Origin of the sequence: Lacinutrix himadriensis, from assembly GCF_001418105.1 — a bacterium.
In the GTDB taxonomy this organism is placed as follows: domain Bacteria; phylum Bacteroidota; class Bacteroidia; order Flavobacteriales; family Flavobacteriaceae; genus Oceanihabitans; species Oceanihabitans himadriense.
On record NZ_LIQI01000019.1, the window covers coordinates 261,595 to 281,251 of the forward strand.

The 19,657-nt window shown below is 34.2% G+C and carries 17 protein-coding genes and 1 tRNA gene; 10 read left to right on the forward strand and 8 right to left on the reverse strand.

From position 1 onward, the window contains the following. Window positions 1-6 precede the first annotated feature (6 nt). Complete coding sequence (locus AMD28_RS06785) at window positions 7-342, forward strand: hypothetical protein (protein WP_055443401.1); 336 nt, start codon at window positions 7-9, stop codon at window positions 340-342. A 96-nt stretch (window positions 343-438) separates the two neighbouring features. On the opposite strand, the gene AMD28_RS06790 is transcribed toward AMD28_RS06785, so the two are convergent. Both AMD28_RS06790 and katG read right to left on the reverse strand, forming a co-directional pair. Further along, a complete protein-coding gene (locus tag AMD28_RS06790) occupies window positions 439-909 on the reverse strand; it encodes an ankyrin repeat domain-containing protein (protein WP_055443578.1) in 471 nt (156 codons plus the stop codon). Window positions 910-980: 71 nt separating this feature from the next. After that, a complete protein-coding gene (katG, locus tag AMD28_RS06795) occupies window positions 981-3,173 on the reverse strand; it encodes a catalase/peroxidase HPI (protein ID WP_055443402.1) in 2,193 nt (730 codons plus the stop codon). Window positions 3,174-3,546: 373 nt separating this feature from the next. On the opposite strand from katG, the gene tpx reads away from it, so the two are divergent. The 6 genes from tpx to ribB all read left to right on the forward strand — a co-directional run bounded on the left by tpx (window position 3,547) and on the right by ribB (window position 10,751). Next, a complete protein-coding gene (tpx, locus tag AMD28_RS06800) occupies window positions 3,547-4,047 on the forward strand; it encodes a thiol peroxidase (protein WP_055443403.1) in 501 nt (166 codons plus the stop codon). A gap of 37 nt (window positions 4,048-4,084) precedes the next feature. After that, window positions 4,085-4,453, forward strand: a complete 369-nt coding sequence (locus AMD28_RS06805; protein WP_055443404.1) for a diacylglycerol kinase family protein — start codon at window positions 4,085-4,087, stop codon at window positions 4,451-4,453. A 171-nt stretch (window positions 4,454-4,624) separates the two neighbouring features. Then, a complete protein-coding gene (locus tag AMD28_RS06810; RefSeq protein WP_055443405.1) occupies window positions 4,625-7,054 on the forward strand; it encodes an FtsK/SpoIIIE family DNA translocase in 2,430 nt (809 codons plus the stop codon). A 27-nt stretch (window positions 7,055-7,081) separates the two neighbouring features. Then, window positions 7,082-7,717: an outer membrane lipoprotein periplasmic chaperone LolA1 gene (lolA1, locus tag AMD28_RS06815; RefSeq protein WP_055443406.1), complete on the forward strand. Its 636-nt coding sequence runs from the start codon at window positions 7,082-7,084 to the stop codon at window positions 7,715-7,717. Window positions 7,718-7,748: 31 nt separating this feature from the next. Further along, on the forward strand, window positions 7,749-9,578 hold the full coding sequence (locus tag AMD28_RS06820; RefSeq protein ID WP_083478254.1) for an LptF/LptG family permease: 1,830 nt from the start codon (window positions 7,749-7,751) through the stop codon (window positions 9,576-9,578). A gap of 15 nt (window positions 9,579-9,593) precedes the next feature. Continuing rightward, complete coding sequence (gene ribB / locus AMD28_RS06825; RefSeq protein ID WP_055443408.1) at window positions 9,594-10,751, forward strand: 3,4-dihydroxy-2-butanone-4-phosphate synthase; 1,158 nt, start codon at window positions 9,594-9,596, stop codon at window positions 10,749-10,751. A gap of 105 nt (window positions 10,752-10,856) precedes the next feature. Here the strand turns inward: ribB and AMD28_RS06830 are convergent, their stop codons facing one another. The 6 genes from AMD28_RS06830 to AMD28_RS06855 all read right to left on the reverse strand — a co-directional run bounded on the left by AMD28_RS06830 (window position 10,857) and on the right by AMD28_RS06855 (window position 16,588). After that, window positions 10,857-11,669, reverse strand: coding sequence for a T9SS type A sorting domain-containing protein (locus AMD28_RS06830; RefSeq protein WP_083478255.1), 813 nt, complete (start codon window positions 11,667-11,669; stop codon window positions 10,857-10,859). A 29-nt stretch (window positions 11,670-11,698) separates the two neighbouring features. Continuing rightward, window positions 11,699-12,664, reverse strand: a complete 966-nt coding sequence (locus AMD28_RS06835) for a hypothetical protein (RefSeq protein ID WP_055443410.1) — start codon at window positions 12,662-12,664, stop codon at window positions 11,699-11,701. 17 nt (window positions 12,665-12,681) lie between these two features. Beyond that, window positions 12,682-13,974, reverse strand: a complete 1,293-nt coding sequence (locus tag AMD28_RS06840; protein ID WP_055443411.1) for a hypothetical protein — start codon at window positions 13,972-13,974, stop codon at window positions 12,682-12,684. 156 nt (window positions 13,975-14,130) lie between these two features. Then, entirely contained in the window at window positions 14,131-15,324 is a 1,194-nt protein-coding gene (locus tag AMD28_RS06845) for a DegT/DnrJ/EryC1/StrS family aminotransferase (RefSeq protein ID WP_055443412.1), read from the reverse strand. 98 nt (window positions 15,325-15,422) lie between these two features. Continuing rightward, on the reverse strand, window positions 15,423-15,884 hold the full coding sequence (locus AMD28_RS06850; RefSeq protein WP_055443413.1) for a thioredoxin family protein: 462 nt from the start codon (window positions 15,882-15,884) through the stop codon (window positions 15,423-15,425). Window positions 15,885-15,952: 68 nt separating this feature from the next. After that, entirely contained in the window at window positions 15,953-16,588 is a 636-nt protein-coding gene (locus AMD28_RS06855) for a nitroreductase family protein (protein ID WP_055443414.1), read from the reverse strand. Window positions 16,589-16,766: 178 nt separating this feature from the next. On the opposite strand from AMD28_RS06855, the gene AMD28_RS06860 reads away from it, so the two are divergent. The 3 genes from AMD28_RS06860 (at window position 16,767) to AMD28_RS06870 (ending at window position 19,564) form a co-directional block, all read left to right on the forward strand. Continuing rightward, window positions 16,767-16,851, forward strand: a tRNA-Ser gene (locus tag AMD28_RS06860). A 608-nt stretch (window positions 16,852-17,459) separates the two neighbouring features. Then, on the forward strand, window positions 17,460-18,233 hold the full coding sequence (locus tag AMD28_RS06865) for an XRE family transcriptional regulator (protein ID WP_055443415.1): 774 nt from the start codon (window positions 17,460-17,462) through the stop codon (window positions 18,231-18,233). After that, a complete protein-coding gene (locus AMD28_RS06870; RefSeq protein ID WP_055443416.1) occupies window positions 18,230-19,564 on the forward strand; it encodes an exonuclease domain-containing protein in 1,335 nt (444 codons plus the stop codon). Before AMD28_RS06865 ends, AMD28_RS06870 begins: the two co-directional genes overlap by 4 nt. The last annotated feature ends 93 nt before the right edge of the window (window positions 19,565-19,657 follow it).

A 19,657-nucleotide genomic window follows, 5' to 3' on the forward strand; every position in this document is an offset into this window, starting at 1 on the left:
AGTTCCTTGGGTGCTTTTTTTCAAGCCTTTGCAAAACATCACGAATTATCTGCACTACCACACGGACCACTATTTGGGGTTACCGATTTTGATACCTATAATGACATTGCCACAAAGGCTAGTTTAAAAAATTTCCAGTTAGAAAAACTAGATACCAGTTGGAATATGGATTCGCTAGATCCTTTGATAAATGGTTGTTGGGATTGGGGGAATTTACATCTCTTTCCTGAAGGAAAACAAAAGGATATTAAAAACGATTTCGTTAAAAATTGTGATGCATTTATAAAAGGCAAAGGCTATTCTTTTCCACATTCGGCAATCATAGGCTATGGCGAAAAATAAAAATTGGAGGTAACACACCGCTAAAACAAATAAAACGGCGTTTAAAAAAGGAACAAATCCAATTTTAAACGCCGTTTTTATTAAGAATATACTTCTTTATTTTAAGAGTGTAGCAATTTCTGTAAACCCTTTGTCTTCCGCATAATCTAAAGCGGTTTTATCTTCGTTATCTTTAATAGAAATATCTGCTTTATGCTCTAAAAGCAACTTCACGATGGCTACTTTATCATATTGCGTAGCAAAGGTTAAGGCAGTGGTTCCGTGATTATTTATAGCATTTACATCTGCTCCATTTTCAATTAAATACTTCGCAAAAGCGACATTCCCTTTAAAACTCACACCTATTAAGGCCGTGTTTCCAGAGGCATCTTTATCATTAATTGGCGCATTGTTTTCTACTAGTATTTTGGTAGCAGCTTCATTATCAAAATACGTAGCTAAAATTAATGGTGTAAAACCACGTTGGTCTTTTGCTTCGGCTAGTCTTGGGTTTTCAGACAACAATGCTTTTAAAGTACTATTGTCTTTATTTTTTATGCTTTCAAAAACCTGTTCTACATTTTTCATGGTATACTTTTTTTCAATAAAAAAGGAATGGATTTTTAAATCCACTCCTTTTAAAATCACTATTCTTTATTTTATTTTAAATCAAAACGATCCAGGTTCATTACTTTAGTCCAAGCAGCAACAAAGTCTTTTACAAAACGATCTTGACCATCATTTGCACCATATACTTCCGCAATAGCTCTAAGTTCTGTGTTCGATCCAAAAATTAAATCTGCACGAGTACCTTTAAATTTCACTTCGCCAGTGTTTCGATTGCTTCCTTCAAAATATCTATCGTCTTCCGTAGTTGCTTTCCAAGTGTAGGAAAAGTCTAATATGTTTTTAAAGAAATCATTGGTTAAACTTCCAACGTTATCTGTAAAAACACCATTATTAGAACCATCATAATTAGCACCTAATACACGTAAACCACCAACTAACACGGTTAATTCTGGTACTGACAAGGTTAATAAATTCGCTTTATCTACTAATAAATCTTCAGCAGCTATTTTTAAACTCCCTTTAATATAGTTTCTAAATCCATCAGCCAAAGGTTCTAAATAGCCAAACTGCTCGATATCTGTTTGTTCTTGTGTTGCATCTCCTCTACCTTGTGCAAAATCTACGGTCTGATTGTAACCCGCATTTTTCAATCCTTTTTCTACACCAACATTTCCTGCAAGCACAATAATATCTGCCATAGAAACGTCTCCGTTAAACTGACTTTGAACCCCTTCTAAAACAGTCAGAACTTTATTTAATTCGGTAGGGTTGTTCACTTCCCAACTACGTTGTGGCTCTAAACGAATACGTGCGCCATTTGCTCCTCCTCTATTATCTGATCCTCTAAACGTAGATGCCGAAGCCCAAGCAGTAGTTACTAATTGTGAAATGCTTAATCCAGAAGCTGCAATTAATCCTTTTAAAGTTTCAATATCTGCAGCACTTAAGGTATAATTTACTGTAGGAATTGGGTCTTGCCATAATAAGGTTTCTTTAGGCACTTCCGGACCTAAATAACGAGATGTTGGACCTAAATCACGATGTGTTAATTTGTACCAAGCACGAGCAAAAGCATCTTCAAAGGCTTTATGATCGGCATGAAAACGTTTCGAAATCTCTAAATATGCAGGATCTACTTTTAAAGCGATATCTGCGGTAGTCATCATTAAATCTTGTCTTTTACTAGCATCATCAGCCATTGGAGCCATTTTAGCATTAGATGCTGCAGTTGGTTTCCATTGGTGTGCACCCGCTGGACTTTTAGTTAATTCCCAATCGTAATTTAATAACACATCAAAATAATCTGCATCCCAACGTGTAGGATTTGGTGTCCATGCACCTTCAATTCCACTAGTAATCGTATCGTCTAAAACGCCGGTACCATAGCTATTTTTCCAACCTGTACTCATTTCTTCAATAGGAGCTCCATGTGGTTCTTTACCAACATATTCATCCGGATTAGCAGCACCATGCGCTTTACCAAAGGTATGTCCTCCAGCAACTAACGCAACCGTTTCTTCATCGTCCATTGCCATTCTTCCAAAAGTCTCACGTACATCATGTGCAGAACCCATTGGATCTGGCACACCATTTGGTCCTTCCGGATTTACATAAATCCATCCCATCATTACTGCCGCTAAAGGATCTTCTAAATCTCCTTCTGCATAACGATCTTCATTTGCTCCCCATTCGGTTTCACTTCCCCAATACACATCTTGTTCTGGTTCCCATACATCTGCTCTTCCTCCTGCAAAACCATAGGTTGGAAAGCCCATAGATTCTAATGCGCAGTTTCCTGCAAGAATCATTAAATCTGCCCAAGAAATTTTGTTTCCATATTTTTGTTTAATAGGCCATAATAATAAACGTGCTTTATCTAAGTTACCATTATCTGGCCAACTATTAATAGGTGCAAAACGCTGGTTTCCTGCTCCTGCTCCACCACGACCATCACCAACTCTATAGGTTCCTGCACTATGCCAAGCCATACGTATCATCAATCCTCCATAATGACCATAATCTGCAGGCCACCAATCTTGAGAATCGGTCATAAAAGCAGTAAGTTCTTTCTTTAAGGTATCGTAGTCTAGACTTTTAAACGCTTCCGCATAATCAAAATCTTCTCCCATTGGATTCGATTTTGAAGCATTTTGACGTAAAATGTTTAGTTTTAACTCGTTTGGCCACCAATCTCTGTTTTTTACTCCTTCACCAGAGGTTTGTTTCACTGTTCCGCTTAAAAAAGGGCATTTACTTGCGTCTCCATTATTAGAATGATCCATATTATATATCTTTATATTATTTAATTTTTGATAAATTTACTCTATTAACAAGCTTAAAGTTAATAAATAAAATTGATTGTTTTTATTTTATCATAATAAATACTTATCGCTATTAATTTAGATGGTCCTTAAAGTTAAAGAAACCAATCTATTAAAACAAAAAAAGCATCTTCAAATTGAATTGCTTTATAAATGAAATCTTAACGCCTCCGTAAAAATCAATATTTTACTAAAAAATTCAATTAAATAAAAAAGCGTACCGTATGGGTTTCTAGGAAATATTTAAAAGGAATAAAAATTCAAAAAAAAAGAAAACAAATAGTTTAAACATCTAATTATTCTTAAATTTATACTTTAATTAAATATCATAAATATGGCAACAGTAACCTTAAAAGGAAACCCAATACAAACTTCTGGAGAATTACCAAAAGTTGGCACCAAAGCACCTGATTTCACATTAACAACAACAGATTTAGGAAGTAAATCGCTTTCCGATTTTGCAGGAAGCAAAGTGGTATTAAACATCTTCCCTAGTGTAGACACAGGAACTTGTGCACAATCTGTTAGAACATTTAATAAAGAAGCGAGCACGTTAGATAATACCAAAGTACTTTGTATCTCTCACGATTTACCTTTTGCACAAGCACGTTTTTGTGGCGCTGAAGGTTTGGAAAATGTAGTAAATCTTTCCGATTATAAAGATGGAAGCTTCGGAAAAAACTACGGTTTAAATTTTGTTAATGGACCTTTAGATACTTTACATTCTCGTTGTGTAGTAGTAATAGACGAAAACGGCATGATTACACATACCGAACAAGTACAAGAAATTGTGGATGAGCCAAATTATAAAGCAGCATTAGAAGCTTTAAAATAAAACATTCATAAAAAGAGGTCCCTTTAAAAGTTATACCATGGCTAAAAAAGAATCTTTTCTTGTAAACAGACTTAAAAGTGTGAAATATGCTTTTAAAGGTGCCTTTTTATTACTTACCACAGAAAACAGTATTAAAGTCCAATTTTGTATTGGTATTATCATGACCATTCTTGGGTTTTATTACCAACTTTCTGCTACAGAATGGATGATACAAATACTATGTATTGCGCTTATTTTGGCTTTAGAAGGAATGAATACTGCCATTGAAGAAATTGCAGATTTTATTCACCCAGCCCATCACCCAAAAATAGGTCTCATTAAAGACCTTGCTGCTGGCGCTGTTTTTATTTTTGCAATTGCGGCGTCTATTATTGGTTGCATCATATATATCCCAAAGATTTTTTAGTATATTCCTTAGGAATTTATTTTCTTGAAAACATTGTTTACAATTTTTCAGAATAAAGTTTCGTTACCATTTGTAATTTGTATTTTTGTTTCCATCGAAACAAAATTTATTTCAAAGCATATTCAGCAAAAAATTAGAAATTAAAGATTTTCACTTTCGTGGAAAATAAGTATGGCAAAAAAGAAACCGAAAACGGCAAAGACTACAAAGACTGCAACCAAGAAAACAAAAACATTAAAAGCACCAAGTTTTAAGTTATCTAATCAGCAAAAACTGGTATTAGGTAGTTTATTAGTAATACTTGGTTTATTGCTTTTTATCGCTTTTTTATCTTTCTTTTTTACAGGAAAAGCAGACCAAAGTACTTTATCTGAATTTGCTTCTAGAAGCGTAGAAACGCAAAACTGGCTTAGCAAATCTGGTGTTTGGTTAAGCGACTTTTTTATACAACGCGGTTTTGGTATTGCATCCTTTATATTTGCTGGTTTACTATTTCTTTCTGGAGTTTATGTTTTGCTAAACCTAAAAAAAGAAAAACTAGGCAAACATTGGTTTTGGGGAACTTTAATTGTTATTTGGCTCTCTATTTTCTTTGGCTTCTTTGCACATAAAAACGACATATTAGGTGGTACTATTGGTTTTGAAATCAATTCGTATCTACAAGATTATATTGGTAAAATAGGAACCCTACTGTTTCTTGTTTTTGGGTTAATCACCTATTTAGCCATTCGTTTTGAAATGACTGTGGATACCTTTAAAAAGATTTTCAAAAAGGCGAAAAAGGAGATCAATGACGAGATAGAAGACTTTAAGGAAGAATTCACTCCTATAGATAATGATTTAACTGCGGAAGCCGAAGAAATTAAAAAAGCACATCAAGTTCCTTTAGAAAACACTATAGAACCTAAAGAACCTGAAATTAAAAAAGAGGTTAAAATAGAAACGAATACAGAAGACTTTCAAATAGAAATAGCCAAAGAAGAAGAAATAGAGGAAGACATTGAGGAAGGTGAAATAGCGATGAAAATTGAAAAAGTGGAGGAAGAACTTTCCGAAACCGATAATCTAGCCAACAAACTTGTAGCCGACTTTGGCCAATTTGATCCTACTTTAGAATTGGGTAATTACCAATTTCCGCCTTTAGACCTATTAAAAAAATACGATAACGAAGGGATTTCTATCAACCAAGAAGAGCTTGAAGAAAACAAAAACCGTATTGTAGAAACCTTAAGCAATTATAAAATTGGTATTGCAAGTATCAAGGCTACTATTGGTCCCACCGTAACCTTATATGAAATTGTACCAGAAGCTGGAGTACGTATTTCAAAAATTAAAAACCTAGAAGATGATATAGCCTTATCGCTTTCGGCATTAGGTATTCGTATTATTGCTCCTATTCCTGGAAAAGGAACGATTGGTATTGAGGTACCCAACAAGAATTCGACGATTGTTTCGATGCGATCGGTAATCGCTTCGCAAAAATTCCAAAAATCAGAAATGGAATTACCTATTGCTTTTGGTAAAACCATTAGTAACGAAACCTTTGTAGTAGATTTAGCCAAAATGCCACACATGCTTATGGCTGGAGCAACAGGTCAAGGTAAATCGGTAGGTTTAAATGCAGTACTTACTTCCCTCCTTTATAAAAAACATCCTGCAGAAGTGAAGTTTGTTTTAGTAGATCCTAAAAAAGTAGAGCTTACTTTATTTAATAAAATTGAGCGCCATTATTTAGCAAAACTTCCAGACGAAGCAGAAGCCATTATTACCGATAACACCAAAGTAATTAACACGCTTAATTCCCTTTGTATTGAAATGGATAACCGTTACGAAATGCTTAAAAACGCATTATGTCGTAACATTGTAGAATATAACACCAAATTTAAAGCGCGTAAATTAAATCCGAATGACGGACATGCATTTTTACCATACATTGTTTTAGTGGTAGATGAGTTTGCCGATTTAATTATGACAGCTGGTAAAGAAGTAGAAACTCCTGTTGCGCGTTTAGCACAATTAGCCCGTGCTATTGGAATTCATTTAATTGTTGCAACACAAAGACCTTCGGTAAATGTAATTACAGGTATTATTAAAGCAAATTTCCCTGCAAGAATCGCTTTTAGAGTAACTAGTAAAATAGATTCTCGAACTATTTTAGATGGCTCTGGAGCAGATCAACTTATTGGTCGTGGAGATATGTTATATACGCAAGGAAACGAGTTAGTACGTATACAATGTGCTTTTGTAGATACACCAGAAGTAGAACGAATAGTAGATTTTATTGGTGCACAAAAAGCTTATCCGGACGCGCATTTACTTCCAGAATACGTTGGTGAAGAAAGTGGCACAAGTCTTGATATAGATATAAGCGATAGAGATAAATTATTTCGCCAAGCTGCCGAACTTATTGTTATTGCACAACAAGGGTCTGCATCCCTATTACAACGTAAGTTAAAATTAGGATACAATCGTGCAGGACGACTAATAGACCAGTTGGAAGCTGCCGGAATTGTTGGTGGTTTTGAAGGTAGTAAAGCAAGACAAGTTTTAGTTCCAGATTTAGTTAGTCTCGATCAATTATTAGAAAACGAAAGTTTATAACAAATAGAAAAAAAACAAATATTTATTATGAAGAAGTTAATTTTCATATTTACCATTTTATTAAGCATGACTAGTTTTGCTCAAAACGAAGCAAAAACGTTATTAGATGAAGTTTCTCAAAAAGTTAAAAGCTATGATAATATAGCGATCGACTTTAAGTATATGCTACATAATAATGCCGAAAACATCAAACAAGAAACACGTGGTGATGTAGTAATACAAGGCGAAAAATATAAACTAAACATTCTTGGTATCACTAGAGTTTATGATGGAAAAACGCTATATAGCATCAGTCCGGAAGACGAACAAGTAACCATTTCTACCGAAAGTATGGATGAAGAAGGAAGCATTACACCTAGTAAAATGCTATCTTTTTACGAAGATGGATACTCTTACAAAATGGACATTGTTCAAAATGTACAAGGAAGAAAAATACAGTATGTACAATTAACTCCTATTGATTCTAATTCGGAAATAAAAAATGTTCTTTTAGGTATTGATGCACAAACAAAACACATCTACAATTTAATAGAAACAGGTAAAAATGGAACAAAAACCACTTTTACTGTTAATTCTTTTAAAACTAATGAGACTATATCAAAAACCTTATTTACCTTTGACAAAAGTAAGTTTAAGGACTACTACATAGAAAAATTAGATTAGGTTAATTAAAGAATAGCAATACATTTAAAGTGTGAAAATATTAGACAGATACATTTTAAGCACTTATCTCAAAACCTTTATCAGCGTGTTTTTAATACTCATGCTGATTTTTGTTTTACAAACTATTTGGTTATTCATCAAAGAATTAGCAGGTAAAGACTTAGATTTAATTGTAGTTTTAAAGTTCTTACTATACTACTCACCAAAGTTAATTCCGTTAGTACTACCACTAACCATCCTCCTTGCCTCTATTATGGTATTTGGTAATTTTGCCGAAAACTATGAGTTTGCAGCCATGAAATCTACAGGGATTTCGCTACAACGCGCCATGACTGGTTTAGGGATTTTTATTGGTATACTTGGGATCACTACCTTCTTTTTTAGCAATAGCGTAATACCTTGGGGAGAATACAATTCGTATAATTTACGTAACAATATAAAAAAATTAAAACCTGCAATGGCTATTGCCGAGGGCCAGTTTAATGATGTTGGAGACTTTAATATTAAGGTAGAAGAAAAAAGTGGTCTAAACGGAAAAGACCTTAAAGGTGTTGTTATACATAAAAAAAGCAGTACTTCAAGAGGGAATAAAAACAATACAACCATAGTATCTAAAACCGGAGAACTTATTGGAGATGACAAGTCTAGTGTATTAAAACTAATATTACACGATGGTTATTTCTATGATGATACACCGCCTAAAAAATTTAAGGACAGAGAAAAAAATCCATTAGTAAAAAGCGCATTTAAAACCTATACGTTCAACATAGACTTATCTAAAGAGAACAGCCAAGATTTAGATGAGAAAAACATTTCAGACAAATACAGCATGCTTAATGTTAGCGACCTAAACTACACGATAGATTCGCTAAGTCTTGAAAACAAAAAAGAATACGATGAATTCTCTGATAATCTATACAAAAGGTCACAAATAACATCTTTAGATATTGGTTTACAACCTAAAAAAGATTCTATTTTTAATGGAGATATTTTAAGTTTATACGATACTAAAAAAACCTTGCAATTAATAGATTTAGCAATAAACTCTACGAATAGCACAAGGCAAATGATTGTCTCTAAAGAAAAATATTTAAAGAATAAAAAAACAAAATACAACAAACACATTGTTGCCTTACATGAAAAATTTGCTTTAGGATTTGCTTGTGTCATCTTATTTTTTGTTGGTGCGCCACTTGGTGCATTAATTAGAAAAGGAGGTCTTGGTTTACCTATGGTTATTGCAATTCTGTTATTTTTAACCTACCACTTTATTGGTATTTTCGCCAAAAATAGTGCGAATGATGGTAGTGTAAATCCGGTTCTAGCACCTTGGCTTTCTACTATTGTTATGTTTCCTTTGGGCGTCTTTTTAACACGAAGAGCAACGGCAGACAGAGGTTTATTTGAGTTTGATCATATTATTGAACCGATAAAAAAACTCTTTAAAATTAAAGCCTCTTCTGATGAAGAAGTCGTTTCAAATATCGAAGAAAGCGCAGTTGATATAAAGGATCTAGATCAAGTTAAATCTATTTTCACTGCTTATAGCTTTCATTCTAAAACGGCATTAATTTTCTATATCACAGGATTAGTATTAATTATATTATTCTTTGTGTTTAAAAACAATGAACTTCCTAATTTTGCTTCAGCAGCAGTACAACTAAGCATCGTTTCGTTTGTAATGCTAATTATTTACTATATAAAATCGTTTTTAAACATAAAAGCACTTTATGGATTCATGGATGATAAAACAAATTCTAAAAACCCAATAAGACTATTTGTTGGTTATGTTTTTTATCCGTTGACGCATTTTTTAAGACTAAATAAAATTAAGGAAGACTTTTCTAATACATTAAAATAAGAATACCTTTGTAACATGATAACACCAACAAAAGAAAGCAATAATAAAGAGTACACTCTAGATACTATTGAAGCAGCCATAGCCGATATTAAAAACGGTAAAGTTATTATTGTTGTAGATGATGAGGACAGAGAAAACGAAGGCGATTTTATTGCCGCAGCAGAAAAAGTAACTCCAGAGATGATTAATTTCATGGCAACTCATGGTCGCGGATTAATTTGCGCACCATTAACCGAAGATCGCTGTGAAGAATTACATTTGGATATGATGGTACAAAACAACACTGTTTTACACCATACACCATTTACAGTATCTGTAGATTTAATAGGACATGGTTGTACTACCGGAATTTCGGTACACGATAGATCTAAGACGATTGAATTTTTAGTAAAAGAAGATACCAAACCCCAAGATTTAGGTCGTCCAGGACATATTTTTCCTTTACGTGCCAAAAACGGAGGTGTTTTACGTAGAACAGGTCACACCGAAGCTTCTGTAGATTTAGCACGTTTAGCGGGTTTAAAACCTGCTGGAATTTTAGTAGAAATTTTAAATGAAGATGGAACCATGGCACGTTTACCACAATTGGTAAAAGTGGCTAAGAAATTCGACTTAAAAATTATTTCTATCGAAGACCTTGTTGCTTACCGTATGGAGCACGATTCATTAATAGAGAAAAAAGAAGACTTTAATATTGAAACGCGTTTTGGAAACTTTCGTTTAAGAGCATATCATCAAACTACAAACGACCAGATTCATATTGCACTAACCAAAGGTTCTTGGTCTGCAAACGAAACGGTTTTAACACGTGTAAACTCTACGCTTGTTAATAATGACATACTTGGTACTTTAACCAATAATGCAGATGAAAAACTAGACGATATGTTTAAAGTGATTAACGATGCTGGAAAAGGTGCCGTTATTTTCATCAATCAGCAATCGCAATCGATGAATCTTTTAAAACGATTAAGTATTTTAAAAGAAACACAAACAGAAGGTGAAGTAGTAAAAGCGCCTAGTATTGAAATGGATTCTAAAGATTTCGGTATTGGTGCACAAATTCTACACGATTTAAATATCCATAAGCTAAAATTAATCTCTAATACACAACAAACCAAACGAGTTGGTATGATTGGATATGGCTTAGAGATTGTAGAATATGTAGGATATTAAGCCTATTAATTACAACATATATTTTAAGTGAAAAAAAGGGGAATTATTGTAGCTTACGCTAGAATAGTTCCCCTAATCACTTCGATTAATAGCATTTTTAAATTCTTATTCAATAACCACTTTTCTAGTTAGTGTTTGTTGATTCGCATATATTTTCAGCAAATACATACCCGCATTTAATGCATTCACTTGTATTTGTTTGGTATCGTTACTACTTAAAACGAGTTTCCCCGTCACATCATAAAGCGCTACTTTTTCTACTGGAAATGTAGCCGATATATGAATCACATTGGACGCAGGATTTGGGTATACCGAAAGCTTCACACTATCCGTAACCAAAATTTCATCTACAGACAAGGTATCAAAATTAATACTATTTGCCGTTGCATCATGCTGTCCGAAATAATTGGTTGTTGTTCCTGTAAAACTCACATTTAAGAAATTTTCAGAAAAAGTAGCCAAAACAAAAGGATCGTCATTATTAGCTAACGTTATGGTACCTGTTGTTGGATTTGTTGCCGCTATAATATCGAAAACAGCCAATTGAATAGGCACGCCATTTTCGGCATTTATAAAATAATTAGTAACCCCTGGAACTCTCAATATTTGAAAAAGTTCTTTTCCAGCATCTGTACCGCTAGAATAACCAATCCATTCACCAGCCGGAATACCAGAATCTGCTGCTTGAAAATTACCAATGGATATCCCCAATCCTTCTGGCACATAAAAAGCAGCTCCAAGATCTGCCGTGTTCCCATTTGATGCATCAAAATTTGGTGTAGCTAGTAAAGCCATTTGATAATTGTCTGTTGCAGGATTTACACCAAGAAAACTTAAACTATACTGATAAGCATCTTGCCCCTGAAGCATTATTGTTGTTAATAATGTGAAAACGAAAGTTATATATTGTTTTTTCATAATTGTAAATTTTAAAATGGTTTGTTTTTTTAATTTGAAATCTGACTTAGCAATAGAAATAAATTGGAACCGGAACCATTATTCGGATGATTCAAAATAATATCCTTAATGATATTGGTGTCATTATTAGCGCCTAAATAGCGTACGGTTCCATCTAAATTAATATCTGCATTATTATATCCCGAAAACGGAATTAAATTAACACCAGAAGGATTATTAGGATGGTTTAATACTTCATCTTTAATAAAGTTAGTATCATTACCGCCTCCCAAATAACGAACCGCATTATCGCCATTTGCATTTCCTGCCCAAAGCGCCATATCGCCTGAAGCAAGTGTGGTTTGTGCATGATTTCCAAAAGTGGAAAAACTACTGCTCTTAAAATTGACTACCGTTGCGGTATCTTCCAATAAACCAATAGTGGATGCACTCATGGCTCCCAAATGATTTCTATGATTTACCACCACATAGTAGTTACTTGGTGCTGCATTCATAAGTAGATTGGTTACACCGTCTGCAGCTACCACATCACCATCTCGCTGTACGAGTGCCGATTTACCATTAATGACTTTGGTATTATCAATTGCCGCTCTAAGTTCTACCCAAACCCAATCTACAATAGCATTGTTTCCTGTAATGGTAAATACCGAAGCATCACAAGTAGCTGCATCTGCATACGGACTGGTAGTTGGTAGTAAGGAGATACGCAGATTATCATTCATTAAACCGGTGACTGCAGGACTTAAAAGAGGGCCTTGTAAAAATAGTTTCGGGTCTATTTTTATTTTAAAATTGGCGTTTATAAAACCTTCGGAAATCTGAACTTGATCTGTACGTAACTCTTGCACATTAACTTCTCCAAGAGTATAAAGTATACTTATGTTGCCAGCGGAAACGGAAGCACCTCCACTATCGACACTAAACGTATCTATAGTTTGCGCTGTACTACATATAGTATAACTCCAAAGGAATACTAAGATTAATATTGTTTTCATAATGCTTATTTTTTAGATTATTTATACGTGACAAACTGAAAATTACCTTGAATAGCTACGCCTGCATCGTCATACAGATACACTACTAATTTCCCTGCAGCGCTAGTGACACGTGTTTTTTCAATAGCAGATGAAGAACCCGTAACATTGGTCGTATAGAGTGTCCAGAAATAGCTCTCTCCTGTAATTGTAATTTCATATCTATTACTTGCCGCAACCCAAGAAGCACTGTAGTTCCCCGAACCAGATAAAACACCACCTGTAGTTCCCACAAAGCCATAAGCTACCGGACCAATAGCAGCTGTAGTTTGCACACTATTATCTTCAAACTGTACCGATTTAAATTCAGCAGAACCATCACTATTTACAGCCGCAACAATATCCCCCCCATTTTGCATTTCTATAAATTGCGATCCCGATGTAGATCCAGCAGGCACAATAAGTTCGATAAGATCTTTTCCTGTAGGTTGGTCCAGACTTTCAATACGAACGGTATTTGCTGTACCTGAAGTTTGCAATACCGATAAAGGGTTTACAGGAGAAAAAGTTCCTATACCAACACGCCCTTCATTTTGTGCCATAATAATATCTCCATTAGATTTTAAACGCAATCTCACCGCTCCAGATAATATATCATCATTAGAGCTTGCAATCTGAAGTTCATTATTTGTAGCATTATTGAAGGACCAATCTATATTTGATGCTCCAGGTCGAAAAAGTTGCAGCGATGCCGTTTCAGAGACAGAAGTCACACGAGCTTTTGTAAATCCAGTCCCCTTTACATCTAGTTCCGCAAGCGGCGTATTGGTACCAATTCCCACTTTCCCATCATTATAAAAAGCATTTATACCATTGGTTTCCCAAACTGCATTTTCAACATCTTTAGCGACTAAAGCATAAGGCACCGTTTTAAATTGCGTGGTTCCTAAATCGACTAGGCCAGCACCAACATTTACCTGCACGTTTAAATAATGATCATCATTTCCCCAATCTATTGCAGAAAAATTGTATCCAGATATCCCTTCTCCAATATTAACGATAATCATGCCGTTGGCATCGGTATTTAAAGTATGGCTTTCTTGATACACTTTATTAGTAAGTGCTACACCTTCATATATAGTAAATTGAATACTTATTGGTGCAGACACCATCACGTTACCTGTTGCGTCTTTAATAACCGCTTTATAGTTAATTCCGTTTTGGGCAATGCTACTTAGCGTTAACAGTAAAGTAATAACTAAAGTGAGTGCTTTTTTACTCGCTAGATATTTACTCTTTTTGAATTCGTGGTTTTTGTAAAAATAGTTCATGATCTTTGATTTTTATTTAATGGATTAATAGCTGTTTACTTCTTATTTATACATTAAAAATCAAAAGGTTAACATTTTAAAACATTAATTTTTGAAACAAAAAAAATCCCTTTTAAGCTATTGCCTAAAAGGGATTTAAAGAATTTATATCTTTTTTTAAATCGAAGCACGTATTGCTGCAACCATTTTTTCTGCACGAAGTTTTATTTCTTCTTCCGTCCAAGATAATTTTATTAAACAAGAGATATTTCTAGCTATAAAATCGTCAGATTTCGAATAATCTGCAGTTTCTAGGTATTTCAATCCTTTTTTCACTTCTGCAGGAATAGGATATAATGTTTTTAGATCTTTAAGATGTTGCCATTTTCTAATATAATGCCATTGGTTATCATAATAATGAAAACAAGCATCGATACCATTTTCTTTTAATGCTGCCGAAGCTTTTCTGGTGGTTTCTAAATCCGCTAAAAAGAAGCTTAAAAACGAATAGCTTTCTTCTCCTCCTTCCGGAACGGTTCTAAAAACGACTTCTGGAATTTGTGCTAAAGCATCCCGAAGAATGGTATAATTTTTTTTCTGAATCGCTACAAATTCGTCTAATCTATTAATTTGTGCCAAACCAACTGCTGCGTGTAATTCAGAAATACGGAAATTATATCCTAAAAAAGGATGTGTTTCTGCACCTCTATCATTTCCTTTATGGTCATGTCCGTGATCACTAAAATGATCTGCGTGCAATGCATATTTCGGATTATTAGTCAGTACCACACCACCTTCACCAGCGGTAATTATTTTTACAAAATCTAAAGACAAACATCCCAAATCACCAATACTACCAAGAGGTTTCCCTTTATAGGTTGCTCCTGTTGCTTGTGAAGAATCTTCGATTAGTATTAAATTATTGTTCTCACAAATATTTTTTAAAGCATCTAGATTTGCCATACTTCCGCACATATGGACAGGCATAACCGCTTTTGTATTTGGTGTAATTGCTTTTTTAACGGCTTCCGGATTTAAAGTTAGCGTATCATCGATATCCACTAAAACAGGAACAGCGCCAAGCATCATAATAGCTTCAAAACTGGCAACAAAAGTAAATGTAGGCATGATAACCTCATCACCAGCTCCAATTCCTGCAGCAGCCATTGCAATAGAAACCGCAGCCGTACCACTAGACACTAATTGTGCGTGTTGTACTTGCAATTTATCTTGTAAAGCTTGTTCTAATTCTTTTGCTTTCCAATGTCCGTTTCGCATGGCATCAAAACCATAGCGCATCAGCACACCATTTTCTAGTACATCGTTTACTTCTTTACGTTCTTTATCTCCAAAAAGTTCAAATCCAGGCATAATTTATAGTAATTGTTATTGCAAATTTACGTTTAATATAAGGAATAAAAAAAGCGTCAAAACTATTCGTATTGACGCTTTTTTTATATTTAATTTCTTTAATAATTTTCTAATACAGCATCTACAAATGCATCGTGTCTATCTGTTTCTCTTAAAAAGGTATATCCCGAAATTTCGCCAATAACCTTTCCACTTGCGTTAAGGGCAACAATATTTGGGTAACTACCGTTTTTATTATACTTATGTACTAGTGCTATATTTTTCTCCTTTTGTTCTGGAGAGATAATATCAATTCTTCTTGGCATATCTACCATTAAAAGCACCATGCTTTTTGCTTTCTCTTCAAATGCTGGCGAATTGAAAAAATCTTCTTTCAACATTTTACAAGGCGGACACCAATCACTTCCTGTGAAATATACTAAAATCGGTTTTTTCTCTTTGGAAGACACGGATTTTGCTTGATTAATATCTGTTAACCAATTTAGGTTAGACATTTCTTCTTCTTGCGAAAAAACACTACTTACAAAAGCAAAAGCGACAATTAGAATTAGATTTTTCATCTTAAAAATGGATATGGTGATTTATACAAATGTATATTTTTTTTTAATATAACAACAATCTTGCCAGTTTATTGTTGGTGTAGGATTACCGATTCGGAAACCGCTTTTCTTACTTTTTTAAATCCAGCAAACATATCGTCTTCTGCGCGATACCCTATTGGCATAATTAATACCGATTTTAAACCTTTGCTTTTTAAGTCTAATATCTCATCGTATTTCTCTGGACTAAATCCTTCCATCGGACAAGAATCAATGCCTTGTGTAGCACAAACGGTTAGCATGTTTCCCATAGCAAGATATGCTTGTTTGATTGCCCATTCTTCGATGGCTTCTTGTTCTTTTTTGGAGAAGTCATCGATTAAAAAGTCTCGAAACGGATTTAAGATAGCATCTGGCGTATCTCTAATATCTTTAATTCTATTAAAATAGTTTAATATGAATTCTTTATCAATATTAGTTTCAATACAGAATACTAATACCTGCGATGCTTGTGCTACTTGCTGCTGATTCATAGAATGTTCTACTAAATCTGCCTGCAATTTTTTATCTTGAATGACCACCAACTTTATAGGTTGTAATCCGTATGATGTTGCTGTTAGATTAAATGCATCACAGAGTATTTGTAATGCTTCTTTATCAATTAACAGCTCTTGGTTGAAGGTTTTTGTTGCATATCGCCAAGATAAATGGTCTATTATATTCATTCTAGTTACTTATTTTGGCAAAAATACTATTTGTAATGACTTAATAACCAAGTTCTGGAAAAACTTATTGGTAGCAGAATAAAAAAAAAGTAATAAAAATTCGCTTTTTTATTGGTAGGAACTAAAAAGGATTATATATTTGCACTCGCATTTGGAGATTATCCAAATAGACACTACTGGAGAGTTGGCAGAGTGGTCGAATGCGGCAGTCTTGAAAACTGTTGAGGGTCACACCTCCAGGGGTTCGAATCCCTTACTCTCCGCAAAAGGAAAACCATAACGAAAGTTATGGTTTTTTTGTTTTATACAAAACGCGAAATTCACTTCAGCATTTTGTGTAAAACAAAAATACAGATCAAGTTTTACTTGATTTGGTTTTCTATGCTTGTATTGGATAACCACTATGGGATATGCAATCCCTTACTTTATAAAAATATATAACGTTAATAGTTAAGTCTTTATACAAAACACGAAGTTCACTTCAGCATTTTGTGTAAAACAAAATACAGATCAAGTAACACTTGATTTGGTTTTCTATGCTTGTATTGGATAACCACTATGGGATATGCAATCCGCATTCTCCGCAAAAGGAAAACCATAACGAAAGTTTTATTTTATAGAAAAAGTGAAGTTTCACTTTAGGATTTTACCTTTTTGCCACAGATATATTCATGTAACTTTTATAATCCAAACAAATAGCAACACCTCTCTCCTATGTTTCCAACGAGCAACAGCCTTTTCTTTAATCGAATATAAATCGACCATTAACAAAGCATAAAGAACATATTTAAATTCAGTTGTAAAATATTTTTTTTTCACGTTAAAAAATCCGCTACATTTACAAGCAATTATTGCTTATATTTGTAGCGCTATGAAATTTATATCCCAAAACATACGTCATTTAAGAAGTTTAAAAGGAGTTACACAAGAAGTGTTTGCGGAAGACTTACAAGTAACCCGATCACGCATAAGCTCTTACGAAGAAGGTCGCTCTGCGCCTACTATTGAAATGCTCATTCAATTGTCGGATTATTTTAAACTTCCTATAGATATTTTACTTCGTAATGATTTAACGAAAGCAAAAGATACTTCGTTTATCGAATTACGGAACCAGCGTGTTCTGTTTCCTATTACTGTAGATAGCGATAATGAAAATCTAATTGAAATTGTTCCTGTAAAAGCTTCCGCAGGATATTTAGCAGGATATGACGATCCGGAATATATTGAGCAACTTCAAAAAATAAAATTACCGTTTTTACCAACAGGAAAACATCGTGCATTTCCTATTAAAGGAGATTCGATGCTCCCAATGAAGGATGGCGCATTTGTTATTGGGCGTTTTGTAGAAGATAGAAGTGAAATAAAAACGGGAAAAACCTATGTTTTAATCACCTTAAATGATGGTATGGTATATAAACGCGTGTATAATAATATTGATTTGAATGGCTCTTTGTTACTCATGTCAGACAATAAAGTATACAACGATTATAGTGTACCTATCCATGAAGTATTAGAACTTTGGGAGTTTACTTGCAGTATTAACACCCAAGAATACACCGAAGAAGAACTAAAAATCAGTAGTATTCTCGGCATGTTTAATGAATTAGGCGTAGAATTAAAAGCATTAGAACGAATTATAAGATGATGTACACCATTATAGATGTGGAAACTAGCGGAACTAGTAACCGAATCACAGAGATTTCCATTTTTAAATACGATGGAAAACAAATTGTAGATGAATTTACATCGCTTGTCAATCCGGAAGTGATCATTCCAGTATATATTACTTCCTTAACCGGAATTGATAATGTGATGGTTGCTAATGCTCCTACTTTTTCGGAAATCGCAGCCGATGTATTAGCCATTACCGAAGACACGACTTTTGTCGCACATAATGTCAACTTCGATTATAATGTGATACGTAATGAATTCAAAGCTTTAGATATCGATTTCAATCGAAAGAAACTATGCACTATTCGTTTGTCCCGAAAGCTCATTCCGGGGCATAAATCGTATAGCTTAGGAAAACTTTGTGCTGCATTACATATTGATATTGTTGGTAGACACAGAGCACGTGGCGATGCCGAAGCAACGGTTGTTTTATTTGAAATGCTATTGCAGAAAGAAGGCTCCGAAACAGTTTTTAATGACTTCTTAAAGAAAACCTCTAAAGAAGCTACACTACCTTCGCATTTACCGACTTCCGTGTTTAATAACCTATCGGATAAAGCAGGTATTTATTACTTTAAAAACAAGAAAGGAACTATCCTTTACATTGGAAAAGCGAAAAATATTAAGAAACGTGTTTTAAGCCATTTTTATAGCAAAACACAGAAATCTTTAGACCTATGTAGGGAAACTTCAGATATTGACTTTGAGTTATCCGGAAGTGAGCTTATCGCTTTCCTGATGGAAGATGCTGCCATTAAACAGCATTATCCGGAATTTAATGTGGTTTCCAAACGCGCACCAAAAGCCTACGCTATTTTCAGCTATGAAGATAGAAAAGGGATAACCCACTTGGCATACAACACTTTAAAAGCGACACCAAACGCCATGCAAACCTTTTCTACTATTGCCGATTGCCGACAGTACCTAGAAAAAATGTGTACGGAATTTGAATTATGTCCGAAATTTTGCCATCTACAAGAAGCAGTTACACAATGCTCCCATTATAAAATTACGACTTGCAAAGGAGTTTGTTGCGATAATGAAACCGTAAGCGATTATAATACACGTGTCACTGCAGCAATTACCTGTATCACAGAAAGCAAACAAGATTTAGTGCTCAAACAAAAAGGACGAAATAGCCACGAGGAAGCTTTTGTACTCATTAAAAACAATGTGTATTTAGGTTACGGCTTTCTAGATAAATCGGAACAAATTAATACTCCCGAAGATTTAGAAAACTTCTTGATTCCGCAAAAGGATAATTTGGATGTGCAGAAGATATTGAGAACGTCATTGCGAGCGTAGTGAAGCAATCTGTTTCTCTTTATGTCTATGCGAGGTAGTCATGGATAATTAAAAATACATGAATAATCTGATTATATATTATGTTCATTTTGC